The 21,012-nt window shown below is 49.5% G+C and carries 14 protein-coding genes; 13 read left to right on the top strand and 1 reads right to left on the bottom strand.

All coding sequences use genetic code 11. The features are described from left to right. Nucleotides 1-29 precede the first annotated feature (29 nt). From ACFQ1C_RS15045 to ACFQ1C_RS15035, 3 genes are read left to right on the top strand one after another with little or no spacing between them, the layout of a single operon-like run. Nucleotides 30-575, top strand: a complete 546-nt coding sequence (locus ACFQ1C_RS15045; RefSeq protein ID WP_379559495.1) for a TRAP transporter small permease subunit — start codon at nucleotides 30-32, stop codon at nucleotides 573-575. Nucleotides 576-606: 31 nt separating this feature from the next. Beyond that, a complete protein-coding gene (locus tag ACFQ1C_RS15040) occupies nucleotides 607-1,911 on the top strand; it encodes a TRAP transporter large permease (protein WP_379559494.1) in 1,305 nt (434 codons plus the stop codon). A gap of 12 nt (nucleotides 1,912-1,923) precedes the next feature. Further along, the gene (locus tag ACFQ1C_RS15035; protein ID WP_379559493.1) at nucleotides 1,924-2,421 is read left to right on the top strand and encodes a universal stress protein; all 498 of its coding nucleotides are present in this window, start codon (nucleotides 1,924-1,926) and stop codon (nucleotides 2,419-2,421) included. Nucleotides 2,422-2,473: 52 nt separating this feature from the next. Here ACFQ1C_RS15035 and gloA read toward each other — a convergent pair whose 3' ends face one another. Continuing rightward, nucleotides 2,474-2,881 (bottom strand): lactoylglutathione lyase, encoded by a 408-nt coding sequence (gene gloA, locus ACFQ1C_RS15030; protein WP_379559492.1) that lies wholly within the window; start codon nucleotides 2,879-2,881, stop codon nucleotides 2,474-2,476. 356 nt (nucleotides 2,882-3,237) lie between these two features. On the opposite strand from gloA, the gene ACFQ1C_RS15025 reads away from it, so the two are divergent. From ACFQ1C_RS15025 to pbpC, 10 genes are all read left to right on the top strand, one after another. Further along, a complete protein-coding gene (locus ACFQ1C_RS15025; RefSeq protein ID WP_379559491.1) occupies nucleotides 3,238-4,470 on the top strand; it encodes an aromatic ring-hydroxylating oxygenase subunit alpha in 1,233 nt (410 codons plus the stop codon). A 93-nt stretch (nucleotides 4,471-4,563) separates the two neighbouring features. Continuing rightward, on the top strand, nucleotides 4,564-5,538 hold the full coding sequence (locus tag ACFQ1C_RS15020) for a PDR/VanB family oxidoreductase (RefSeq protein WP_379559490.1): 975 nt from the start codon (nucleotides 4,564-4,566) through the stop codon (nucleotides 5,536-5,538). Between the two features lie 19 nt (nucleotides 5,539-5,557). After that, entirely contained in the window at nucleotides 5,558-6,421 is an 864-nt protein-coding gene (locus ACFQ1C_RS15015; RefSeq protein WP_379559489.1) for an NAD-dependent epimerase/dehydratase family protein, read from the top strand. 33 nt (nucleotides 6,422-6,454) lie between these two features. Then, complete coding sequence (locus ACFQ1C_RS15010; protein WP_379559488.1) at nucleotides 6,455-7,069, top strand: hypothetical protein; 615 nt, start codon at nucleotides 6,455-6,457, stop codon at nucleotides 7,067-7,069. 63 nt (nucleotides 7,070-7,132) lie between these two features. Beyond that, complete coding sequence (locus ACFQ1C_RS15005; RefSeq protein ID WP_379559487.1) at nucleotides 7,133-8,314, top strand: oxamate carbamoyltransferase subunit AllG family protein; 1,182 nt, start codon at nucleotides 7,133-7,135, stop codon at nucleotides 8,312-8,314. After that, a complete protein-coding gene (locus tag ACFQ1C_RS15000) occupies nucleotides 8,311-9,600 on the top strand; it encodes an amidase (RefSeq protein ID WP_379559486.1) in 1,290 nt (429 codons plus the stop codon). The genes ACFQ1C_RS15005 and ACFQ1C_RS15000 overlap by 4 nt, the downstream gene beginning before the upstream one ends. 168 nt (nucleotides 9,601-9,768) lie before the next feature. Next, entirely contained in the window at nucleotides 9,769-10,476 is a 708-nt protein-coding gene (locus ACFQ1C_RS14995) for an HAD-IA family hydrolase (protein WP_379559485.1), read from the top strand. 332 nt (nucleotides 10,477-10,808) lie between these two features. Beyond that, complete coding sequence (uvrD, locus tag ACFQ1C_RS14990) at nucleotides 10,809-12,977, top strand: DNA helicase II (protein ID WP_379559484.1); 2,169 nt, start codon at nucleotides 10,809-10,811, stop codon at nucleotides 12,975-12,977. Between the two features lie 224 nt (nucleotides 12,978-13,201). Next, nucleotides 13,202-18,682 (top strand): alpha-2-macroglobulin family protein, encoded by a 5,481-nt coding sequence (locus ACFQ1C_RS14985; RefSeq protein ID WP_379559483.1) that lies wholly within the window; start codon nucleotides 13,202-13,204, stop codon nucleotides 18,680-18,682. Then, complete coding sequence (gene pbpC / locus ACFQ1C_RS14980; RefSeq protein WP_379559482.1) at nucleotides 18,682-20,781, top strand: penicillin-binding protein 1C; 2,100 nt, start codon at nucleotides 18,682-18,684, stop codon at nucleotides 20,779-20,781. Before ACFQ1C_RS14985 ends, pbpC begins: the two co-directional genes overlap by 1 nt. Nucleotides 20,782-21,012 lie beyond the last annotated feature (231 nt).

Below are 21,012 nucleotides of genomic sequence, written 5' to 3'. Positions count from 1 at the left end.
AGATAAAGATATTCTGAATAGGTATGACTATGGATAACCAAACGAATGTTCTGCTGCCTTTCGTAAATCATTTTATTCGTGTTGCTTCTTTAATTGCTAAAGCTGGTGGTGTTTTTTCTGCAGTACTAATGGCCGCTATGACGCTTCATGTAATTTTAGAGATTTGCTTACGGGCATTTTTTAATTCTTCTACTTTTGTGCTGGATGAGTTTGTTGGCTATGGCGTAGCCGCCATGACGTTTATGACATTAGGTTACGCATTAGAAACTAATAGTTTAATTCGCGTTAATATTTTATTGGTTCGTATTCGTAGTGAGTTTGGCCGTCGCTTAGTCGAAGTCTTATGTGCATTAGTGGCACTTATGGTTAGCTCTTATATAGCGATTTATTTTTGGACAAGTGTTAGTCGTAATTTCACTCGCGGTGTGACTAGTGGAACCATGGCAGAAATCCCACTCTGGATACCTGAGTCATTTGTGTTGATTGGTTTAGGTGTTTTTATTATTCAATTGCTCGCTTATATATTAAAAGTTATTTCAGGCCAATCTTTGCTCGTAGTTGTTGAGCAAGAGTGATTACTTAAGAAAAATCAGCAAGGATTCAGCTATGGAAGTATTACTGACCATGGGTATTATGCTTACCCTCATTATTTTATTTTTAGGGTTAGGAGTATGGGTATTTCTCGGCTTGTTTATGGTCGGTATGTCCAGTTTGTTTTTTATAGGAGATTTCCCATTAGATAAAATAGGATTAATTGCGAGAACCGTAGTATGGCGTAGTGGTAGTGCTTGGGAGTTATCGGCTATTCCTTTATTTATCTGGATGGGCGAAATTATTTTTCGTACCGACATTTCAGACCGTCTGTTTCGTGGTTTATCGCCATTTGTACAGTGGATGCCAGGGCGCTTATTACACACCAATATTTTAGGTTGCACGCTGTTTGCAGCTGTGAGTGGTTCTACTTCAGCTACCACAGCTACTGTGGGTAAAATCACCACCACTGCATTAGCTGAGCGAAACTATAGCAATAGTTTATCCGTTGGTTCTTTAGCCGGTGCCGGTAGTTTGGGTTTATTAATACCGCCTTCCATAGTTATGATTATCTACGGTGTATTAGCGGAAGTATCCATTGCTAAGTTATTTGCTGCGGGTATTATTCCTGGCCTGTTGGTCGCCTTTGTCTACTCTATGTACATTATCATTCGTTGTATTATTGACCCATCATTAGCACCGCGTTCTACCGAGAAATTATATTTTGCTGATTACTTAAGTGCTCTTAAAGATTTGCTACCTATTATTACTTTAATCGTATTGGTATTAGGGGGGATTTATACCGGTATTGCTACGCCTTCTGAAGCTGCAGCTGTTGGGGTTGCCTCGACCTTTTTCTTAACACTGGTCATGGGTAGTTTCTCTTGGAAAACCGTCGCCGATGCAGCCATGGGTGCAGTAAAGACCTCATGTATGGTGTGTTCTATTTTGGTCTCGGCGGCTTTTCTTTCTACCGCTATTGGTTATTTGCATATTCCTGCTGCCTTAGTGGAAGTGATTAGTAGCATGGGGCTGACACCATTTGCCTTATTGGCTATCTTAGCTTTGTTTTACATCTTATTAGGTTTCTTTCTCGATGGTATTTCTATAATAGTGATGAGTTTGCCTATTACCCTGCCCTTGATTATACAAGCGGGCTTCGATCCTATCTGGTATGGCGTCTTCTTGGTGCTGATGGTCGAACTAGCACAAATGACACCTCCAGTTGGTTTTAACCTGTTTATTTTGCAAGGCTTGACCGGACAATCGATAGGTAAAGTAGTAAAAGCTGCTTTCCCATTCTTTGTTTTGATGTGTTTGGTTGTGGTAATCGTCAGTATCTTCCCGAGTGTTGTACTTTTCTTGCCTAACATGATGTAAAGGAGTATTACTATGCCATTGCCAGAGATTAATAAAATTTTATACGCGACATCTTTAGGTCCTTATACACGTTCCGTATATCGCCATGCTATGCGAGTCGCTAAACAAAACAATGCAGAAATTATTATGTTGCATGTTATTACTTCGGTCGGGGAATTGGGAGAGGCTTTAATACGTGAATACTTACCTAAAGAGTTAGTAAAGAAAGTACATGCTGAAGGTGTGGCTAAAGTTATTAAGACAATGGAAACTAGAGTGCAGGATTTTTTTGATGAGGAATTAAGTTACTTAGATGAACCGATGTCTTGGAAAATTACTCCTAGAGTCGTACAAGGTCGACATGATGAGATGATTCTTAATGTTGCTAAGAAAGAAGGGGTCGACATTATTATCATGGGAACTGAAAATAAACTAGGTATTTATAGCCAAAGTGATACGACGCAACAAGTTATTAAGCGCAGTAAGGTGCCAGTGTTAGTGGTGCCAACCAATAAAGAATCAAACTGGTAATCACCACTTGATAGAGGACTAATTAAAAGCCAGCGATAGCTGGCTTTTTTATTTATAAGTTAATCGGTTCATTTAGTTCTATGATGTAACCGTCTGGGTCATAAATAAAACCCAACATGCGTGTACCATGATTCATCTGTTTGGCAGGGCTGCGGATGGCCACACCTTCCTGCTCCAGATACTGCATAGCAGAGAGCACATTCTTAACATTAAACGCCAAGTGCCCATAAGCAGTTCCTTTCTCATAGGGCTCTGTGGTATCCCAGTTATGCGTCAACTCTAGAGTAGTAGTATCATTTTCTGGGCCAAAACCAATAAATACATTGGTAAAGCGACCACTGGGGTAGTCATTTTTTCTCAACAACGTCATACCCATAATCCGCGTATAAAAATCCAGCGACTTATCTAAATCTGTAACTCGGATCATGGTGTGATCTAGACGAAAGCTAGGGATGCTCATTATGTTGCTCCTATTTTTATGAATGATGAATATGTTACAAGATAATTAACTTTTAACTCGTGAGCTTTGCTCAAGCAGGTATGAGTTAATTTCACGATTTAAATATGAGATTTTCTGACTGTTAATATTTGGCATGTTTTTTTACCAAGTTTTTGTTTTAGATGGACTTATAGTGTTTCGTATACAGTTTTAATGCATTATATTTAGCTTTAGTGGTGAATTTTTCTCATACACTATTGAAGTCTGCTTTGTTTCTAAAGGTCATTATATTTGAGATAGTAGTCTCGTTGTTAAGGGCTTGTTACTAGATGTTGCCCTTTAGTTTTCTAAGATTACATATGACTGGAGTGAGTAAAATGTCTGTAAAAAATATAAAAAGCCCAATTGAAATCAAAGAATTTGATGCTAGCTATGCTGATGGTAATTCGGTTGTGTCTTTGCCAGCTGAGTGTTTTACCAGTGAAGATTTTTTTAAATTTGAAATGAATGCGGTGTGGGGCCACGAATGGTTCTGTATTGGTCGAGCGACAGATATTCCTAAAGCCGGTGATTATTATACCATTCAGGTAGGCGATGACCCATTAATTGTTATTCGTGACCGTAGTGGTTCGGTAAACGTTTTATCGAATGTTTGTCAACATAGAGGGATGATCTTGATTGAAGGTAGCGGTAATACTCGCCGTTTACGTTGTCCTTTACATGCTTGGGTATATAACACTTCGGGTGAACTAGTGTCAGCGCCAGGTTTAACCGATAAAGAAGACGAGCAGTTTGACGTTAAAGAAGTATGCTTGCCTAAGATACGTACCGATCTTTGGGAAGGTTTTATATTTATTACCTTTGATAAAGAGATAGCGCCCCTAAGTGATCGTTTAACTAACTTAGGCGATCAATTGAAAAACTATAACATGACCGAATTAAGAAGTGCTGAACCATTAACGATGGAAAAGTTCGATTGGAACTGGAAGATTTTTAATGATGAATGCTATCACTGCTCTTTCTTACATGCTAACTCTTGGGGCGATATGTATCCGCTGCCACAGAGTCATGTCGATGAAATGGTTAAGTTTAATGATGTAGGGCGTGGTCTAGTGTCTTATAATCTGATCAGCCCGCATTTGGATGCCGCACCTACTCATACTGGTTCCGTGCTACAACCAGCAATTGATACTTTAACCGACGAAGAACGTACTCAATTAAGTTATATCACAGTGGCGCCTAACTTATTAATTGTGGCTATGCCAGATAAAGTTAAGTATTTCTTGTGGTTGCCTTCTGGTGCACAAGAGACCTGGTACGGCGTTTCTTGGATGTATCCTGAATCAACACTAGCGCGTGATGACTTTCAAGAAAAGTTCGATCAAGAGCATGAAGATTTAGCACCGGTGATGGTGGAAGACTTATATGCTTGGCGCGGTGTACAGAAAGGGTACCGCTCACAGTTTGCTACTCGTGGCCGTTTAACTTCTGATGAGTTAGTTATTCAGCGGCTACAAAATTGGTTGATTGATAAATATCGAACTGAAAATAGTCGAGCCGAAGATAGTAATATAGATATCGCGATTCGTCCTTTAGCTGAAGTAAACTGAGCATCATAATTAATTAACAGGGTGACAGAGTCGTCACCCTCCTCACTGGGATATTGAGTGTGTCAGTGAGGAGTTTACTGAAAAGGTGAACCCATGACTAATCAACTTGAACTAAAAGTAACGGCGCGTGAGCAGCTGACTGACGATATAATCGGTTTGACATTTGAATCTTGTACCGGTGAAGCTTTGCCTTGTTGGCAGCCAGGTGCTCATGTTGAATTAGCCTTAGAGCCTTTTTTGAATGTAGGTGATAGTACTAGTAATGATACTATTCTGCGTCACTATTCATTGTGTGGTGATCCTAGTAATAGCCAGCAGTGGAAAATAGCAATATTAAAAGAAGAAAATGGCCGCGGTGGCTCGCAGTTTATTCATAATAAAGTGAAAGTGGGCGATGTTATTAAAGTATCAGAGCCGCGTAATCACTTTAGTTTTAATTCTCGTAAAAAGTGTTTGTTTATTGCAGGTGGTATAGGTATTACTCCTATTCTACCGATGATCCGCCAAGCACAAGCAGAAGGCATAGATTGGCGTTTAGTTTATTTGTCTCGTGAACGTAATAGACTGGCTTTCCTAGATCAATTAGGTGGCTATGACAGTACTCGAGTCATTTTGCACGGTGATAAAGAAGACGGTCCTATCAGTTTAGCAACTTTACTCGCTGATTGTGACGGCGATACTTGTGTCTATTCTTGTGGGCCAAAACGCTTATTAGATGCATTGGAAGAGAGTGCTGCCGCACAATCTGAATGGGCATTGTATATAGAACGCTTTTCCAGTGGCCCTATCGATACCACAGGTGCATCTTTTGATGTGGTTATCAATAGTACTGGTCAGCGCTTTAGTATTACCGAAGGGGAGTCGATTCTCGTTGTGCTGAGAGCGGCGGGTATTAATATTCCTATCTCTTGCCGTAATGGCGTTTGTGGATCTTGTGAAACTGGTGTTTTATCAGGTGTTCCCGATCACCGAGACTCCATTCTTTCGCCGGAAGAGCGAGAAGAAAATAACTTTATGATGTTGTGTGTTTCCCGAGCATTTACTCCAGAACTAGTACTCGATCTCTAATTCTAATATAGGTAACGGTATGTCAATTAAACGTGTGGTAGTGACTGGAGGCTCCGGTCGTGTGGGTGGCTATGTAGTGCGACAATTGCTGAAAGATTATCAAGTGGTGATTGCCGACCTGGTAGCCGGTAACGCAGAAGCTGAATATATAGAAGCCAACGTCATGAATTTAGCTCAGTTGCGTGAAGCTTTTGCCGGTGCCGATGCAGTGGTGCATTTAGCGGCTCTGGATTTTGATTGGGGTTGTCCGCCCGAGCAATATATAGATGTTAACGTGCGTGGCACTTGGCACGTATTGCAAGCCGCCTCAGAGATGGGCGTGAAAAAGGTAGTGCTGTGCTCCAGTATTTCTGCCTGTGGTTTACCCGAAATGCGCCCAGACTGGCAGCCTGAATATTTGCCCGTAGATGAGCGGCACACCAATAAGCCCTGTCAGGGGTACAGCGTATCTAAGATCCTGATGGAGCAAATGGCTAAAAGTTTCGTTGATAGTACCAACATGGATGTGATCTGCTTAAGACCCCTGGCCGTAATACTAGATGAAACCTTAGAGACATATATTGAATTTGTGGATGCGCCGGACCGCAATTGGTTATTTTATTATGTGACAGCCGAAGACGTAGCCACCGCCTTTGACTGCGCGCTAAAAGCGGAAGGTTTACGCTACGGCGTATTTTACTTAAGTGCCGATGACACCTCGCATCCTTTACCTACTATGGAATGGTACCGCAATATTATTGGCAATCAGCCCGAGGTACGTATTCCTCGTCGCTATCAGGAAAACCCTCGAGCTTCTATTTTCTCAAGCTCGGCAGCTAAAGAAATTCTAGGTTGGCAGCCAACCTCCAATTTCGAAGAGTTACGTGCCAAGGCGCGTAAATAACTGTCTTTTAATGAATCTGTAAGGAGATCAGTGATGAGTTCTGTACGCACCACTAAAGTAGATTGGACTGGCGATAATCCTTTTATCTATATGAAAAAAGATCCAGCAGGAGATTGGACTTCACTTTCCACCTATTTCCGTATTGCGGCTTCTGACTATGGCCGAGGCGAAGCCATCATAGTGTTAGAAAATCCGTATGGGAATGAATCAGACCAGGCAGTACGTAAGTGCTTAACCAATAATCTAGAGCTGGCTAGATATTTAGTTAAAGATTTTGTTCGTCACTTTGGTTTATTTCGTCCCGCTCAAGAAGCACTCGACCAATTAGAATATGTAGTAGATGCCAGCTTTACTACCGAAGCTGATTATCCTAAAAAGCAAGTCTGTACTGCCCACTCGGCAGCGACGAATACTACTTTGAGTTTAGTATGGAATGATTTAGGTAAACCCTTTGCCGTGGTATTAACACCAGAAGAAAGCCAGACCGGTAAGCACGAAATGCTGGCGGTATTTCAAACTGCGGAAAGCGCCCAGGTGTTGGTAAACGGCACAGCTATTGAAGGTCAGCCCATAGAGCGAGATTTCCTTAACGGTCGTGCTCAGTCAGCTGCATTAGCAAATAGTGAAAGCTGGGTCAGAGCCAAATAAATAGAGTCGCTATTTATTACGTACAGAGCGGTCGGCCACGGCCGCTCGATAAGGGGAATATGTATGTCATTATCTGCGAGTGATCAGTACGCCTTCGAGTTAATCAAGCAATGTAAACCGCAATGGAGTGGCCTGTGTAAGGTCAGTGATGTGATTGGTGAACGCCAATTACTGCTGCATGCGGGTCCGCCTTTTTCTAGTACCGATCTGATCCCTACTCCCATTATGAACTCGTTAGTGATTGGTGCCGTATGGGAAGGCTGGGCCATGGATTATGCTCAGGCTAGACAGATGATACTGGCCAAAGAAATTTCAGTCGCGTCAGCACAAGATCACGATATAGTCGTGCCATTGGCCGGTGTGGTATCACCCTCTATGACCTTGATGATTATTCAAAATGCCAATCAACCTGCAAAACGTAAATATTCGGTATTAAACGAAGGCATGGTGCACTGCACCCGCTTAGGCAAGCTGGATGAAACCTTACTCGGCCATTTAAGCTGGCTTAATGGTGAGCTGGCCTGCTGGCTGACCACTCGCTTAGTTCAGCCTATCGATCTATTACCCGTAATTAATGCCGCATTGGCAGACGGTGATGATTGTCATGGTCGCACCATTGTTAGCTCTGCTCTTTTGCATCAGCGATTGGCGGATATGAGTAAAGAGTCGATCCCTACCGAAATTAATGATTTTCTACAGCAATCCTTGGCCTTTGCCCTTAACGTTTGGATGGCCGCTTGCTGCCTGATGATGTCTGCTGCCGAAGGTGTCGTCGGCTCTTCGCTTGTTACCAAAGCTGCCGGCAACGGTATTGAGTTTGGTATTCAGCTGGCCGCAGCACCAGGTAAATGGGTTACCACAGCGGCTCCCGCGATTAATGGCGCCATAGATCCCAGTCATCAGGGCCGCACTGCGTTAGGTGCCTTGGGAGACAGCGCGGTTGTCGACTTTATGGGCTTAGGTGGACAAGTATTAAATACTGCTCATGCTTCGCGCGAAGCGTTAGGTAATTACTTACCCGGCAATGCCTTACAGCGTCCTATCATGGCATTAGCCGCCGCCTTGCCAGGATTTGAACAGCGCCTGGCGGTTACTTGTGCGCGTAACGTGGTCGCCTCAGGCGCTGGTCCATTAACCTTACTCGGTATGATTGAAGATAAGGGTGAGGCAGGTCGTATTGGTGGCGGCGTGGCCGATGCGCCTGTGTCTTTATTTGAACGAGCTTTACAAGAGGCTGGCCTATGAGTAGCCGCGTATTAAATAAATTAGGCTTATGCGAAACCTTGGCTTTGATCAGTCAGCGAGAGGTGACAGCCCTTGAAGTGATCAATGCTTATTTTGATCAAATTGAAGCCAGAGAAGCGGCGGTAGGCGCCTGGCAAGAGCGGCTAACGCGTGAGCAATATTTGCAGCAGTATCATGAGCAGGAAAACTTTTATCGCGCTAGTTTGCTACAAGGGTTACCACTGGCTATTAAAGACACCATAGATACTCAGCAGTTTGTTACTGAAATGGGTTCGGCAATTCATAAAGGTCGCCAGCCGGCAGATAATGCCAGCTGTATCGAGGCCTTAGTGGCGGCGGGTGCCAAGGTGCTGGGTAAAACTGTGACTACCGAGTTTGCTTACTTTAAGCCGGGTAAAACTGCCAATCCAGTGAATTTACAACATACTCCAGGTGGCTCTTCCAGCGGTTCTGCCGCAGCCGTCGCCGATGGTATGGTGTCCATGGCACTGGGTTCACAAACTGCCGCTTCCGTGATTCGGCCCGCCGCGTATTGCGGTGTCGTGGGCTATGTAGGCAGCAAAGATGAATACTCCTTGCGTGGCATACAGCCATTGGCACAGTCGCTGGACTCATTAGGCGTATTTGGTCGTAAGGTCGAAGATATTGAATTGCTGCGCTCTATTTTGCTGCAACAAGCTAAGCCTGCCGCTGACTTACCGCAGCCGCTTAAAGTCTTAGTCTGTAAGGGCAGCGAAGTGGGTGATTGCGACGTGCAAATGGAGCAGGCACTAACGCAATTTGCCGAGCAGTTACAGCAGGGCGGAGCCGAGCTAATTACTTTGGATGCCTGTGATCTGATCCGCCAATTAGTAATGGCTCATGAAACCATTATGGCTTGGGAGGTGTGTCGAAATCTGTACTTTGAAGCTCAGCATGTGGAACAGGTATCTGAGCCTTTACATGAGTTATTTATCCGTGGTCAGCAGATGCAGCGCAGTGAATATTTAGCCGCACATGACAAGGTAGCTAAAATCAACCACTGGCTTTGGTCCCATCCTAAACATCAAGGAGTGGATGTGATCCTCGCTCCGGCTGCACCGAGTGCGGCTCCAGCTGGGCTGAATACTACCGGCAAACCGCACATGAGCCGCCCTTGGCAAGTGATGGGGCTTCCGGTAGTCACAGTGCCTCATACAGCCGCAGATTCTGGTTTGCCGTTAGGCATACAGTTAATTGGTCGCTCGCGCGCTGACGATCAATTGCTAGCCATTGCCAACTGGGCGCAAACTCTGCTCAATCGGTAATTAACAACTCTTTTTATTCTGCTCTAACTCTTTCGCATTGAGCCATAACGCTCGATGCGAAAGTTATCCTTCAGATTTCATAGTGCTAAGTCCTTAGTTAATCGTTAGAATTCCTTCTTTGCTCACCCCCTATTGCTCCCCATAAGAAGAGCCTGCATAAGGATTTTCATGCGCTTTTATAAACGATTGACTCAAGTCAAAGTCATCAGCTTCGACTTAGACGACACCCTTTACGACAACGTGCCGGTGATCGCCGCGGCGGAAGCTTGGCTGTTGCAGGCGTTAAAGCAGCATCATCCAGAGTCCACCTTGCTCGGCCCAGATAATCTGGCGGCTATTAAGCGCCAGGTTTTGCTAGCAGAGCCTGAGCTGAGTCATGATGTTAGCGCTTGCCGACTACGGGTATTAACCGAAGGCTTACGCCAACAAGGCATGGATGACAGAGCTGCAGCGGCCATGGCGGAAGAGTTTTATCAGGGCTTTTTAACTGAGCGCGGTAAAATTCAGGTCCCAGAAACGAGCCATCAGGTGTTAACTGAGTTAGGCCAGCATTATCAATTAGCCGTGATTACCAACGGCAACTTGCCGCTGGAGCATACGGCATTGGCTCCCTATTTTGATGTGGTGCTCAGAGCAGGTATTGATGGTCGTATGAAACCGGCACCGGATATGTTTGATACCTTGGCCAAGAAAACCGGCGCGACACTTGCTGAGATACTGCACATTGGTGATCATATTAAGACCGATGTAGCGGGTGCAGTACACGCCGGTTGCCAGACTATTTGGCTTAACGATCAGGGAAGAAGTGCTGCCGACTTACAGTGTTTACCCCATGTAGAGCTGGAACGGTTGGAGCAAATGCTAGAGCTGCTATAATCCTTTCTGTAACATCACATAGCGCCTGTGGAGCCAGTGAACCCCTGGTCTTTAGAGATTCAAGACTTTTTTGCCACGGAAGAACACGGAACGCACGGAAGAGGTCAAAAGCAATAAATGAAAGGGACTTTGATTTGTAAGGTCTAAGATCTAGACCCAGTATTTACCAATAAAGTCCCTTTCAGATTTGATCCCTATTTTTCCGTGCGTTCCGTGGGTTCCGTGGCAAATATTTTTTAGTCTTTAGGATCTAGAACCAGAGCTGTTTTTACCATGTAAAGCCGCGGAATCCACAACCTTCACGGCAAACCAAAATAAACCCAGGAGTTGTAATGGATGTATCCAGCCTGCTTGACGGCATGAACGACGAGCAACGGGAAGCGGTTGCCGCCCCAGCCCAAAATATGTTGGTGCTGGCAGGGGCCGGCAGTGGCAAAACCCGCGTGTTGGTGCATCGTATTGCGTGGCTGATGCAGGTTGAGCAGGTGCCGGCGTCGGCGATTTTGGCGGTGACCTTTACTAACAAGGCCTCGGCGGAAATGCGCGGCCGAGTAGAGGAGCTGCTAGGCGGCCGCTTATTCGGCTTATGGCTGGGCACCTTTCACGGCTTAGCGCATCGTTTGTTGCGCGCTCATCATCTGGATGCCAAGCTGCCGCAAGACTTTCAAATTCTCGATTCCGACGACCAAAAACGCTTGCTGCGCCGCATTCTTAAAGGCATGAATCTGGATGAAAAGCAGTGGCCAGTGCGCCAAGCGTCCGGTTTTATTAATGCCCGCAAAGATGAAGGGTTAAGGCCGAAAGACATTCAAATATTGCACGACCCAGTGCAGCAAACTTACCAGCGTATTTATCAGGTTTACCAAGACACCTGCGATCGCGCCGGGCTGGTGGATTTTGCCGAGCTATTACTGCGTGCTCACGAATTATGGCTGCATAAGCCGCATATCCTGGCCCATTATCAAGACCGGTTTCGCCATATATTGGTGGATGAGTTTCAAGATACCAACAGCATTCAATATGCTTGGTTACAGATGCTGGCCGGTCAACAAGCACGGGTAATGATAGTCGGCGATGACGACCAGTCTATTTACGGCTGGCGCGGTGCCAAAGTAGAAAATATTGCCCGTTTTTTGCGGGATTTCCCGGGCTCCGAAACGATACGCTTAGAGCAAAACTACCGCTCCACCAGCACCATTCTTAAAGCGGCTAATACCTTAATTGCCAATAATGCCGAGCGCATGGGCAAAGAGTTGTGGACCCAAGATGAAGCCGGCGAGCCGATTTCTATTTATGCCGCCTTTAACGAAGTCGACGAGTCCCGCTTCGTGGTAGACCGCATTAAACAATGGCATCGCCAAGGTAATGCCTTGAGCGAAGCGGCCATCTTGTATCGTAATAACGCTCAGTCGCGGGTATTAGAAGAATCCTTAATTCAGGCCCAATTGCCCTATCGGATTTATGGCGGTTTACGTTTCTTCGAGCGCCAAGAGATTAAAGACGCACTCAGCTACCTACGACTGATGAACAACCGTGGCGATGAGGCCGCCTTCGAACGTATCGTTAATACGCCCACCCGGGGCATTGGCGAGCGCACACTAGGGTTGGTACGTGAAGCCGCTAGGGGGCGCGAAATTACCCTTTGGCAATCGGCATGGGCGTTAGTCGAAGAAAAAGTATTAACGGGGCGCGCCGCCTCGGCAGTCAGTCGCTTTTTGGCGTTAATTAATCAGCTAGAAGACGACACCCGTGAACTGCCCTTGCATGTGCAAACCGATAGGGTGATCGAGTCGTCTGGGTTAAAGGCCATGTATCAGGCCGAGCGCGGCGAAAAAGCCCAAGCGCGGGTCGAAAACTTAGAAGAGTTAGTCAGTGCTACCCGCCAATTTACGCCTTCTGAAGACGATGATATGTCCCTGCTATCGGCATTTTTATCGCACGCGGCGCTAGAAGCGGGTGAGGGGCAAGCCGATAAGTTTGATGATGCGGTGCAGCTGATGACGCTGCACTCGGCTAAGGGCCTAGAGTTTCCGCTGGTGTTTATGGTGGGCGTAGAAGAGGGCATGTTCCCCAGCCAGCAGTCGGCAGAAGAAAGCCAACGGTTAGAAGAAGAGCGTCGCTTGGCTTATGTGGGTATCACTCGCGCCATGAGCAAGCTGTATATCAGCCACGCCGAAACTCGGCGTTTATACGGCAAAGAAATGTTTCATCGCCCCAGTCGTTTTATTAAAGAGTTACCCAGCGATTGTTTAGAAGAGGTGCGGCTTAAAGCCACGGTGAGCCGAGCGGTGCCTAATGGTCGTTTTAGCCAAGACCGAGTGCAAGATACCTTCAATGAAACTGGCTTTCGTTTGGGCCAACGAGTATCGCACCCTAAGTTTGGTGAGGGCGTGGTATTAAATTTCGAAGGTGCCGACGCCCACAGCCGAGTACAAGTACAATTTGAAGATGGTGGCAGCAAGTGGTTAGTCACCGCTTATGCGCGGCTGCAAGCACTTTAAAATGAAGCTAGAAGTCATCAAAAAGCACTGAGCCTTAAACTCGGTGCTTTTTATTTATCTGGCGGTATAACCTACTATGCTCTACACGTAATTCCTGTTCAATGGCCTCTTGGTTTCAAATGGATGCTCGTGGCAGGGTTATGATAGATTTTCGTCATTGAAGGCGGTGCGTGGCCTGTTTACGGCGGCGTTTAGGGCAAGGCACAGTCGATGGGGTTTTTAAGATGGCGTATGTTCGCAGAATTAAATTAGGTGCGCTTTTGGTCGCCGTACTGGGCCTGAGTTGGACCGGCATTAGTAGTGCAGAAGATTGGGTGCCGCAACAGCGCTTCGTTATGACCCAAGACGTGGATTTGCCCGGTGGCGATATTAACTCGTTGTTTGATACCACCTTGCAAGCCTGCCAAAAAGCCTGCGTTAGCAATAGTGCGTGCGCTGCTATTACCTTTAATTCGCGTAACGGCTCCTGTTTTTTAAAAGCAGAGTTTGGCGATACTGAGGCTTATGCAGATGCGCTTTCTGGCTATGTGCTGAAAGCTGCACCGGGTGCGGCGGCCTTGGCACAAACTCGAGCCGCCGAGCTAAGCTTCTTATCGGCCAGAGATTTTGCCGGTGCCTTTGAGTTGGCCGCTGGCCTCTCTACTCGATACTTGACTGGCTCTAGCTCTGCATCCGAACAAAGTGAATTGGCAAAGCAGGAAGAATCCAGAGGTAATATGTCGCGGGCCAGTGCTCATATGGGTGTGGCCGTGAACATTACCGATGTGGCGCTTGATTGGGCGGAATATGCTCGGCTGTTACGGCGTGCGGCAGCTCGCGATGACAATGCAAAAAGTGAATTGCAGCAACGGGCGTTGGCCGCCACCATCAATGGTTATTTGCGTGCCGACCAAGTCGGCCTACAGCATAACTTGTTAGTTGAAATGGCCGAGATGTTGGAAGACCGCAGCCGTGGCTTAGAGATGGTTCCTGCACTGCGATTAGCCCAGCAGATACAAACGCGAACCGACACCCAAGCTACCTTAGATAAAGCGATTGGCAAATACGGATTTAGAGTGACCGAGCATGATGTGCAGTCTGACAGCGTGCGTCCGCGAATTTGCGTGCAATTTTCCGATGATCTGGCTAAGGCAGACGTAGATTTTAATAAGTTTGTGCAGTTGGATGGCAAAGGTCTGACGGTAGAGAAAACCGGCGATCAGATGCTGTGCGTAGAAGGCGTTAGCCATGGCGCGCAGCATACGCTTACCTTTCGCGCGGGTATTCCGGCTGCAGATGGCCAGACCACGGAAAAGCCGGTCACCATTACCGCTTATGTGCGTGATCGCAGCCCAGCGTTACGCTTTCCAGGCCGTGCCTACGTGTTGCCCAAGGTAGGTCAAGATGCGGCGCTGCCTATTGAAGCAGTAAACACGGCTAAGGCAGATTTAACGCTGTTTCGGGTGACCGATCGCAATATCCTACGCGCCATACAGGGCGAGTATTTTGGCGAGCCGATGTCTTATTGGCGAGAGGATAATTTTTCTAGCGAGGTGGGTGCAAAAATTTGGCAAGGCCATGCGGAGTTAGCGATGGAGGTGAATCGCGACATGACCACTCGCTTGCCGATGTCTGAGGCGCTAGCGGGCCAAGGGGCGGGTATCTTCGCGCTGCGGGCCAGCATGCCGGGCAAAGACAGCTATGAAGTAGCCCCTGCGTGGCAGTGGTTTGTGGTGTCAGACCTGGGCATCAGCACCTTAAGTGGTACCGATGGCCTACACGTTGTAGTACGCAGCCTGGGCACAGCGGACGCTAAATCTAAGGTGACGGTAGAATTGCTTAGCCGCAGTAACGAGATACTGGGTACGGCACATACCGATGCTCAAGGTTACGCATTATTTCCTGTTGCATTAACCCGGGGCGTGGGCGCACTGGCTCCGGCCATGGTAGTAGCAAAGGAAGGAGTGGCTAAAGAAGGCGCGGCGGATATGGCCTTCCTCTCGCTGACCGACCCAGAATTTGACTTGTCGGATCGCGGCGTTGAGGGGCGTGAACCTGCGCCGCCGATTGATGTGTTTTTGACTACCGATCGTGGTGCTTATCGTGCCGGGGAAACCGTGTATGCCACGGCGCTAAGCCGCGATGACAGTGCCTTAGCGATTGAAGGCCTACCCTTAACGGCGATTGTTAAACGCCCAGATGGCGTAGAATATTCTCGAGTAGTATCAGAAGACGCGGGCGGCGGCCATGTGTTTTCCCTGCCGATTGCCGGCAGTGCGCCGCGCGGCGTATGGCGATTAGAGGTGAAAGCCGATCTTGACGCGCCTGCGCTCACCGCCAACACTTTTTTGGTGGAAGACTTCTTACCGGAGCGTATTGATTTCACCCTAAGCTTGACCGATACCCCTGTGCGCTTGGGTGATGCGCCTGAGCTGACGCTGGACGCCAAATATCTGTTTGACGCGGTGGGTGCGGGTTTAGCTATTGAAGGTGATGTGACCTTGCGCGCCACCAAAGGCTTGGCGGCTTTCCCCGGCTATCAGTTTGGCCGCGCGGATGAGCCATTTCAAACTAAGATGGAAGGCTTTAGCGGACAGAGTACCGACGCTAAAGGTCGCGCCGTGATTGCGCTGCCGATGCCTGAGGTGACCGACCCCTTGCGGCCACTGGAAATGACCGTAGCAGCGCGGGTTACCGAAGGTTCGGGCCGCCCGGTGGAACGTCGACTCACTCGCGCGCTGCAACCGAGCGCGGCCATGATAGGCGTAAAACCCTTGTTTGATGGTGTGGTGAAAGAAGGTACGCAGGCTCGGTTCTCGTTGTTGGCGGTAGGCCCCGATGAAACGGCCACACCGATGAGAGTTACCTGGGAGTTGTCGCGTATTAAAACCCGTTATCAGTGGTATCAAGAACACGGTAACTGGAACTGGGAACCGGTCAGCAGCCGCGAACGTGTGATGGATGGCCGCGCAGAGTTAGGGCAGAAATTAGGTGCCGCGGTAGACATTGCGGCGGCGGTGGACTGGGGCGAATATGAGTTAGTTGTCAGCCAAGCCGATGGTGGCGCTGCCGCCACCTCGAGCCGTTTTTATGCGGGCTGGTATGCGCCTGCGGATGTGACTTCTACCCCTGACACATTGGAATTATCGTTAGACAAGTCCGCCTATAAGCCGGGCGATGTGGCACAGTTGCGGATTGTGCCGCGTGCGGCAGGGACGGCACTGGTTTATGTGCTGTCTAACCGACTGGTGACCATGAAAGTAGTGACAGTGGTTGAAGGTGAAAACACCATCAGGCTGGATGTGACTGATGATTGGGGCACGGGCGTGTATGTGTCTGCGACTGTGTTACGGCCCATGGATGTGGCCGCTGGGCGCAATCCGGCACGGGCTTTAGGTTTGGCCCATGCCAGCATAGCACCAGGCAAGAAGGCGTTGAGCGCCGTCGTTGAGGTAGCAGCAGAAGTTGCTCCCCGTGGGCCGATGGAGATAGCCGTTAAAGTGGACGGCATAGCGGCAGGTGAAACTGCCTATGCCACCATAGCTGCGGTGGATTTAGGCATTTTGAACCTCACCGCGTTTACATCGCCAGATCCGAAAGGTCATTATTTTGGCCAGCGTAAACTGGGGGTGGGCATGCGTGACCTGTATGGACGCCTAATTGATGGCCTAAGTGGCGCGGCGGGCACGGTGCGCTCCGGCGGTGATGCCGCGGCACAAGCACGCCTTCAGGCGCCGCCACCGACTGAAGAATTGGTCGCCTACTTTACGGGTCCTGTGACTGTAGATAAGGATGGCTACGCGCACGCTACTTTTGAACTGCCCTCTTTTAACGGTACGGTTAAGGTGATGGCGGTGGTGTGGTCCAAAACCGGTGTTGGCCAAGCCGATGCCGAAGTGCTGGTGCGTGACCCTGTAGTGGTGACCGCATCGATGCCGCGCTTTATGGCACCGAATGATGAAAGCCGCATGCTGCTCGAAGTAGTGCATGCTACGGGACCTGCGGGCGAGATGGGCTTAGCGATCGAAGCCGAAGGGTTGACCTTAGGCGAAGTGCCTACCGAGTTTGCACTGGCGAAGGGGGCAACAGCGAAGTTTTCGGTGCCGATCACCGCGGGTGCAGAAGGGCTGCAAAGTGTGTCGGTCTCGCTCACTACTCCCGACGGCAAGCAGTTGACCAAAGAGTTACAGATCCCGGCATACAACGGGGATCCGGAGGTTTCACGTACCCAACGCCTGGAATTGGCCGCCGGTGATACTTTTACTCTCGACCAAACTGCCTTTGCGGATTTTGCACCGGGTTCTGGACTGGCGACCTTATCGGTAGGCCCCTCCGCTCGCTTGGATGTACCAGGGCTGCTCGCGGCTTTGGATCGTTATCCTTACGGCTGTACCGAGCAAGTAGCGTCACGGGCACTACCCTTGCTCTACTTGGATCAGGTTGCCAAGGCAATGCAGCTGAAAGGGGCGGAAAATCTCTCTACTCGCATCAGTGAGGCAATAGGTGAAGTGCTGACTAACCAAAGCTCCGAAGGTGGGTTTGGCTTGTGGGGCCCAAGCTCCGGCGATTTTTGGTTGGATTCCTATGTAACTGACTTCTTAAGTCGGGCCAAGGCCGAAGGCCATATGGTGCCCGATGTGGCGTTTCGTTCGGCGCTGGATAATTTGCGCAACCGCGTTAATTACACGGCCGATTTTGACGAGGGCGGTGAAGCGTTGGCTTACGCGCTGATGGTGTTGGCTCGTGAAGGTGCGGCTACCATCGGTGACTTGCGCTATTACGCCGATGTGAAAGGCGATGCCTTTGCCACGCCAATTGCCCAAGCACAACTGGCGGCAGCCTTGGCCAGTTACGGGGATCAAAAACGAGCAGATGTGATGTTTAGCAAAGCGAGTGCCCGTCTTGCTGGCTATCAGTCGCTCACCGAGTCACAAATTTATCGTGGGGATTACGGCAGTCGCCGCCGTGATGTGGCCGCTGTACTCGCTTTGGCCACGGAAGCAAAATCTAAGGTATTGGATGCAGAAGCGCTGGCGCTTAGCTTGCGCCCCGATGGCCGTAGCTTGTCTACCCAAGAAGCCACTTGGACGCTGTTGGCCGCTAACGCCTTAATTGACCAACCGGGTGCGGACGGTATTACCTTGAATGGTAATCCGGTCGAAGGTCCCTTGGTACGGATACTACAGGCGGGTAACGCAGAGCCATTGGCGGTGACTAATGGATCCAATAAGCCGACTACGCTAACGCTGACCACCTATGGTGTGCCACGGGTATCCGAGCCTGCCATGGGAAATGGTTACGCTATTACTCGCAGCTATTACAAGATGGACGGCACGCAGGTTGACTTAGATTCTGGCGTGAAAGCGGGTGAGCGGATGGTGGTGATGCTAGAAGTAGTGCCGTTCGGTAAAGCCCAAGCGCGATTGATCTTGGCCGATCCGTTGCCTGCTGGCTTTGAGATTGATAATCCTAACCTTTTACGCGGTGGCGAAGTGGGTGATCTGGATTGGCTGAAGGTAAAAGAAGACGCCGAGCATAGCGAATTCCGCCAAGACCGCTTTATTTCTCAGGTAGATTGGCAGGGCAATAACACACTGCGCTTAGCCTATGTGGTGCGTGCCGTCTCGCCGGGTAGCTTCCATCATCCGGCGGCCTCGGTTGAAGATATGTACCGCCCTAATTACCGTGCGCAAACTGACGCGGGCCGTGTGACGATCAGCAAGTGATGCGTGCGGCTTGGCTCCGGTTCGCGCTGGGGCTTACTTTAACCTTGGGCTTAATCTTTTCCTTGTTGCTGTGGCTGGCAAGCGAGGCGTTAGACGCTTGGGTTGAGGCTACTGAGTTACCAAGCATTGCGGTAGAAACCTCGGTAGAGGTGTTGGCTCGTGATGGCCGCTTGCTGCGCGCTTATACGGTGGCGGATGGGCGCTGGCGAATGACGGTGGAGCCGGACGCGGTAGACCCGGACTTTACCGCCATGCTTATTGCCTATGAAGATAAGCGATTTTATAACCATGGTGGCGTGGATACATTGGCGGTGCTGCGCGCGGTGGCGCAGGCGGCGTGGCAGGGGCGGGTGGTGTCGGGGGGCTCAACCTTAACCATGCAGGTGGCGCGCTTGCTTGAGGACAGTGGCACCGGGAAGCTGAAGGGAAAATTACGTCAAGCTCGGGTAGCGTTGGCATTAGAGCGTCACTTAAGCAAGACGCAGATTTTACAGCTGTATTATCAAGTCGCCCCTTATGGCGGCAATTTAGAGGGCGTGCGGGCGGCATCTTTGGCCTATTTTGGCAAGGAGCCTAAGCGCTTAACGCCTGCGCAAGCGGCACTGCTGGTAGCCTTGCCCCAATCACCCGAAGGCCGTAGGCCAGACCGTGCACCAAAAGCGGCTATCTTGGCGCGAGAAAAAATACTGGCGCAAGCGGTGAGCACAGGGGTAATTCTGGCCGAACAAGCCCAAGCGGCAGCTCGTGAGCCTATGCCTACTCGTCGTCAAAATTTTCCGGCGCTGGCGCCCCATATCGCCGACCGCGTGGTAGCGGCGGCGCCAGATACTCAGCTACATCGCACCACCCTAGATGCAGCGTTGCAAACTCGCATTGAAGAACTCGCTACTCAAGCCGTCGCAGCCCACGGCGACCGCTTACAGGTGGCGATGGTGGTGGCGAACCACAGCACCGGTGAGGTGCTGGCGTCGGTCGGATCGGCGGCCTATCGTGCTGATGCACGGCTGGGGTTTGTCGATATGACACGGGCGTTTCGCAGCCCTGGCTCCACCTTAAAGCCGTTAGTCTATGGCTTAGCGTTTGATGAAGGTTTGGCTCACCCCGAGACCTTGATCGAAGACAGAGCCATGGATTTCGGCGGTTATGCCCCACAAAATTTTGATAAGATATTTCGCGGTGAGGTGCGCATTCGCGAGGCGTTGCAACAGTCGCTCAATCTGCCGGTGGTAGCGCTCACCGATGCACTGGGGCCTGCCAAGTTGATGTCGGGTTTGCGTCGTGCGGGGGTAGATGCGCGAGTGCCGGGCGGCAAACCGGGCTTGGCCGTGGCTCTGGGGGGAGTCGGCGTCACGCTGGACGATATGGTGGGACTTTATGCCACCATAGCGCGTGGTGGTGTGGCGCAGCCGTTGCACTTTACTGTCGATGGCTCAGGTGGCAAAAGCCAGAGTAGTAATGGCAACGGCGTTGCAGAAAAAACTGGTCTGCGCGTGATGTCAGCGGTGGCAGCTTGGCAAGTAGGGGATATTCTGTCGGGAGTGGCGCCGCCAATCGGCGCGCCAGTGAATCGCTTGCCCTATAAAACCGGTACCAGCTACGGACACAGAGATGCTTGGGCGATCGGCTTCGACGGCACTCACGTTATCGGAGTGTGGATGGGACGGGCAGATGGCACGCCGGTGCCGGGCGTTTTTGGCGCCGACTTAGCGGCACCGCTGCTGTTTCAAGCCTTTGCCCGCGTGAAGCGCAAATTAGAGCCTTTACCCTTGCCTCCGCCGTCCACGTTAATGGTTGCCAATGCCAGCTTGCCCCAGCCGCTGCGCAAATTTCGCGCGCGCAATGCGGCGTTTGTCGCCGTGGATGCGCCCGCCGTAGACTTTCCGCCGGATGGCGCAGAAGTGGAACTAATGTCTGATGGTTTATTATTGCGCGTGCGCGGCGGTGTAGGTCCCTTCACTTGGCTAGCCGATGGCGAACCGATAGTGGTATCGGCTCGCGGACGAGATCAGCTAGTAAAAATGCCCAGCCCGGGCTTTGTGGAATTATCAGTCATCGACAGCACCGGACAATCCGCCCAAGCCAAAGTAAGATTGCGTTAAATCCGCCTACCTTAGAGAAAATATTAAGGGCGTTTTTGCAACGGATGAACGCAGAAGGTGCGAAAAATAGAGATCAAATCTGAAAAATATTTTATTAATAAGAGCTAAAAAGACTATGTTTTGCTCTTACCAATTATATGTTTTGGTCCTTTCGGCCTTATCCCTGCTTAATTTTTCCGCGCTGCTCTTAAATGGGGAGTCGTGGGTTCCGTTGCAAATATTTTTTGTTGA

The sequence above is a fragment of the Oceanisphaera ostreae genome (assembly GCF_042676125.1).
GTDB classification, from domain to species: domain Bacteria; phylum Pseudomonadota; class Gammaproteobacteria; order Enterobacterales; family Aeromonadaceae; genus Oceanimonas; species Oceanimonas ostreae.
This window is presented reverse-complemented; position numbering and strand designations above follow the sequence as displayed.

What these genes read in the sequence shown, in the direction of transcription:
- ACFQ1C_RS15045 (WP_379559495.1), top strand. Translation starts at nt 30, where the DNA reads ATGGATAACCAAACGAATGTTCTGCTGCCTTTCGTAAATCATTTTATT.
- ACFQ1C_RS15040 (WP_379559494.1), top strand. Translation starts at nt 607, where the DNA reads ATGGAAGTATTACTGACCATGGGTATTATGCTTACCCTCATTATTTTA.
- ACFQ1C_RS15035 (WP_379559493.1), top strand. Translation starts at nt 1,924, where the DNA reads ATGCCATTGCCAGAGATTAATAAAATTTTATACGCGACATCTTTAGGT.
- gloA (WP_379559492.1), bottom strand. Translation starts at nt 2,881, where the DNA reads ATGAGCATCCCTAGCTTTCGTCTAGATCACACCATGATCCGAGTTACA.
- ACFQ1C_RS15025 (WP_379559491.1), top strand. Translation starts at nt 3,238, where the DNA reads ATGTCTGTAAAAAATATAAAAAGCCCAATTGAAATCAAAGAATTTGAT.
- ACFQ1C_RS15020 (WP_379559490.1), top strand. Translation starts at nt 4,564, where the DNA reads ATGACTAATCAACTTGAACTAAAAGTAACGGCGCGTGAGCAGCTGACT.
- ACFQ1C_RS15015 (WP_379559489.1), top strand. Translation starts at nt 5,558, where the DNA reads ATGTCAATTAAACGTGTGGTAGTGACTGGAGGCTCCGGTCGTGTGGGT.
- ACFQ1C_RS15010 (WP_379559488.1), top strand. Translation starts at nt 6,455, where the DNA reads ATGAGTTCTGTACGCACCACTAAAGTAGATTGGACTGGCGATAATCCT.
- ACFQ1C_RS15005 (WP_379559487.1), top strand. Translation starts at nt 7,133, where the DNA reads ATGTCATTATCTGCGAGTGATCAGTACGCCTTCGAGTTAATCAAGCAA.
- ACFQ1C_RS15000 (WP_379559486.1), top strand. Translation starts at nt 8,311, where the DNA reads ATGAGTAGCCGCGTATTAAATAAATTAGGCTTATGCGAAACCTTGGCT.
- ACFQ1C_RS14995 (WP_379559485.1), top strand. Translation starts at nt 9,769, where the DNA reads ATGCGCTTTTATAAACGATTGACTCAAGTCAAAGTCATCAGCTTCGAC.
- uvrD (WP_379559484.1), top strand. Translation starts at nt 10,809, where the DNA reads ATGGATGTATCCAGCCTGCTTGACGGCATGAACGACGAGCAACGGGAA.
- ACFQ1C_RS14985 (WP_379559483.1), top strand. Translation starts at nt 13,202, where the DNA reads ATGGCGTATGTTCGCAGAATTAAATTAGGTGCGCTTTTGGTCGCCGTA.
- pbpC (WP_379559482.1), top strand. Translation starts at nt 18,682, where the DNA reads ATGCGTGCGGCTTGGCTCCGGTTCGCGCTGGGGCTTACTTTAACCTTG.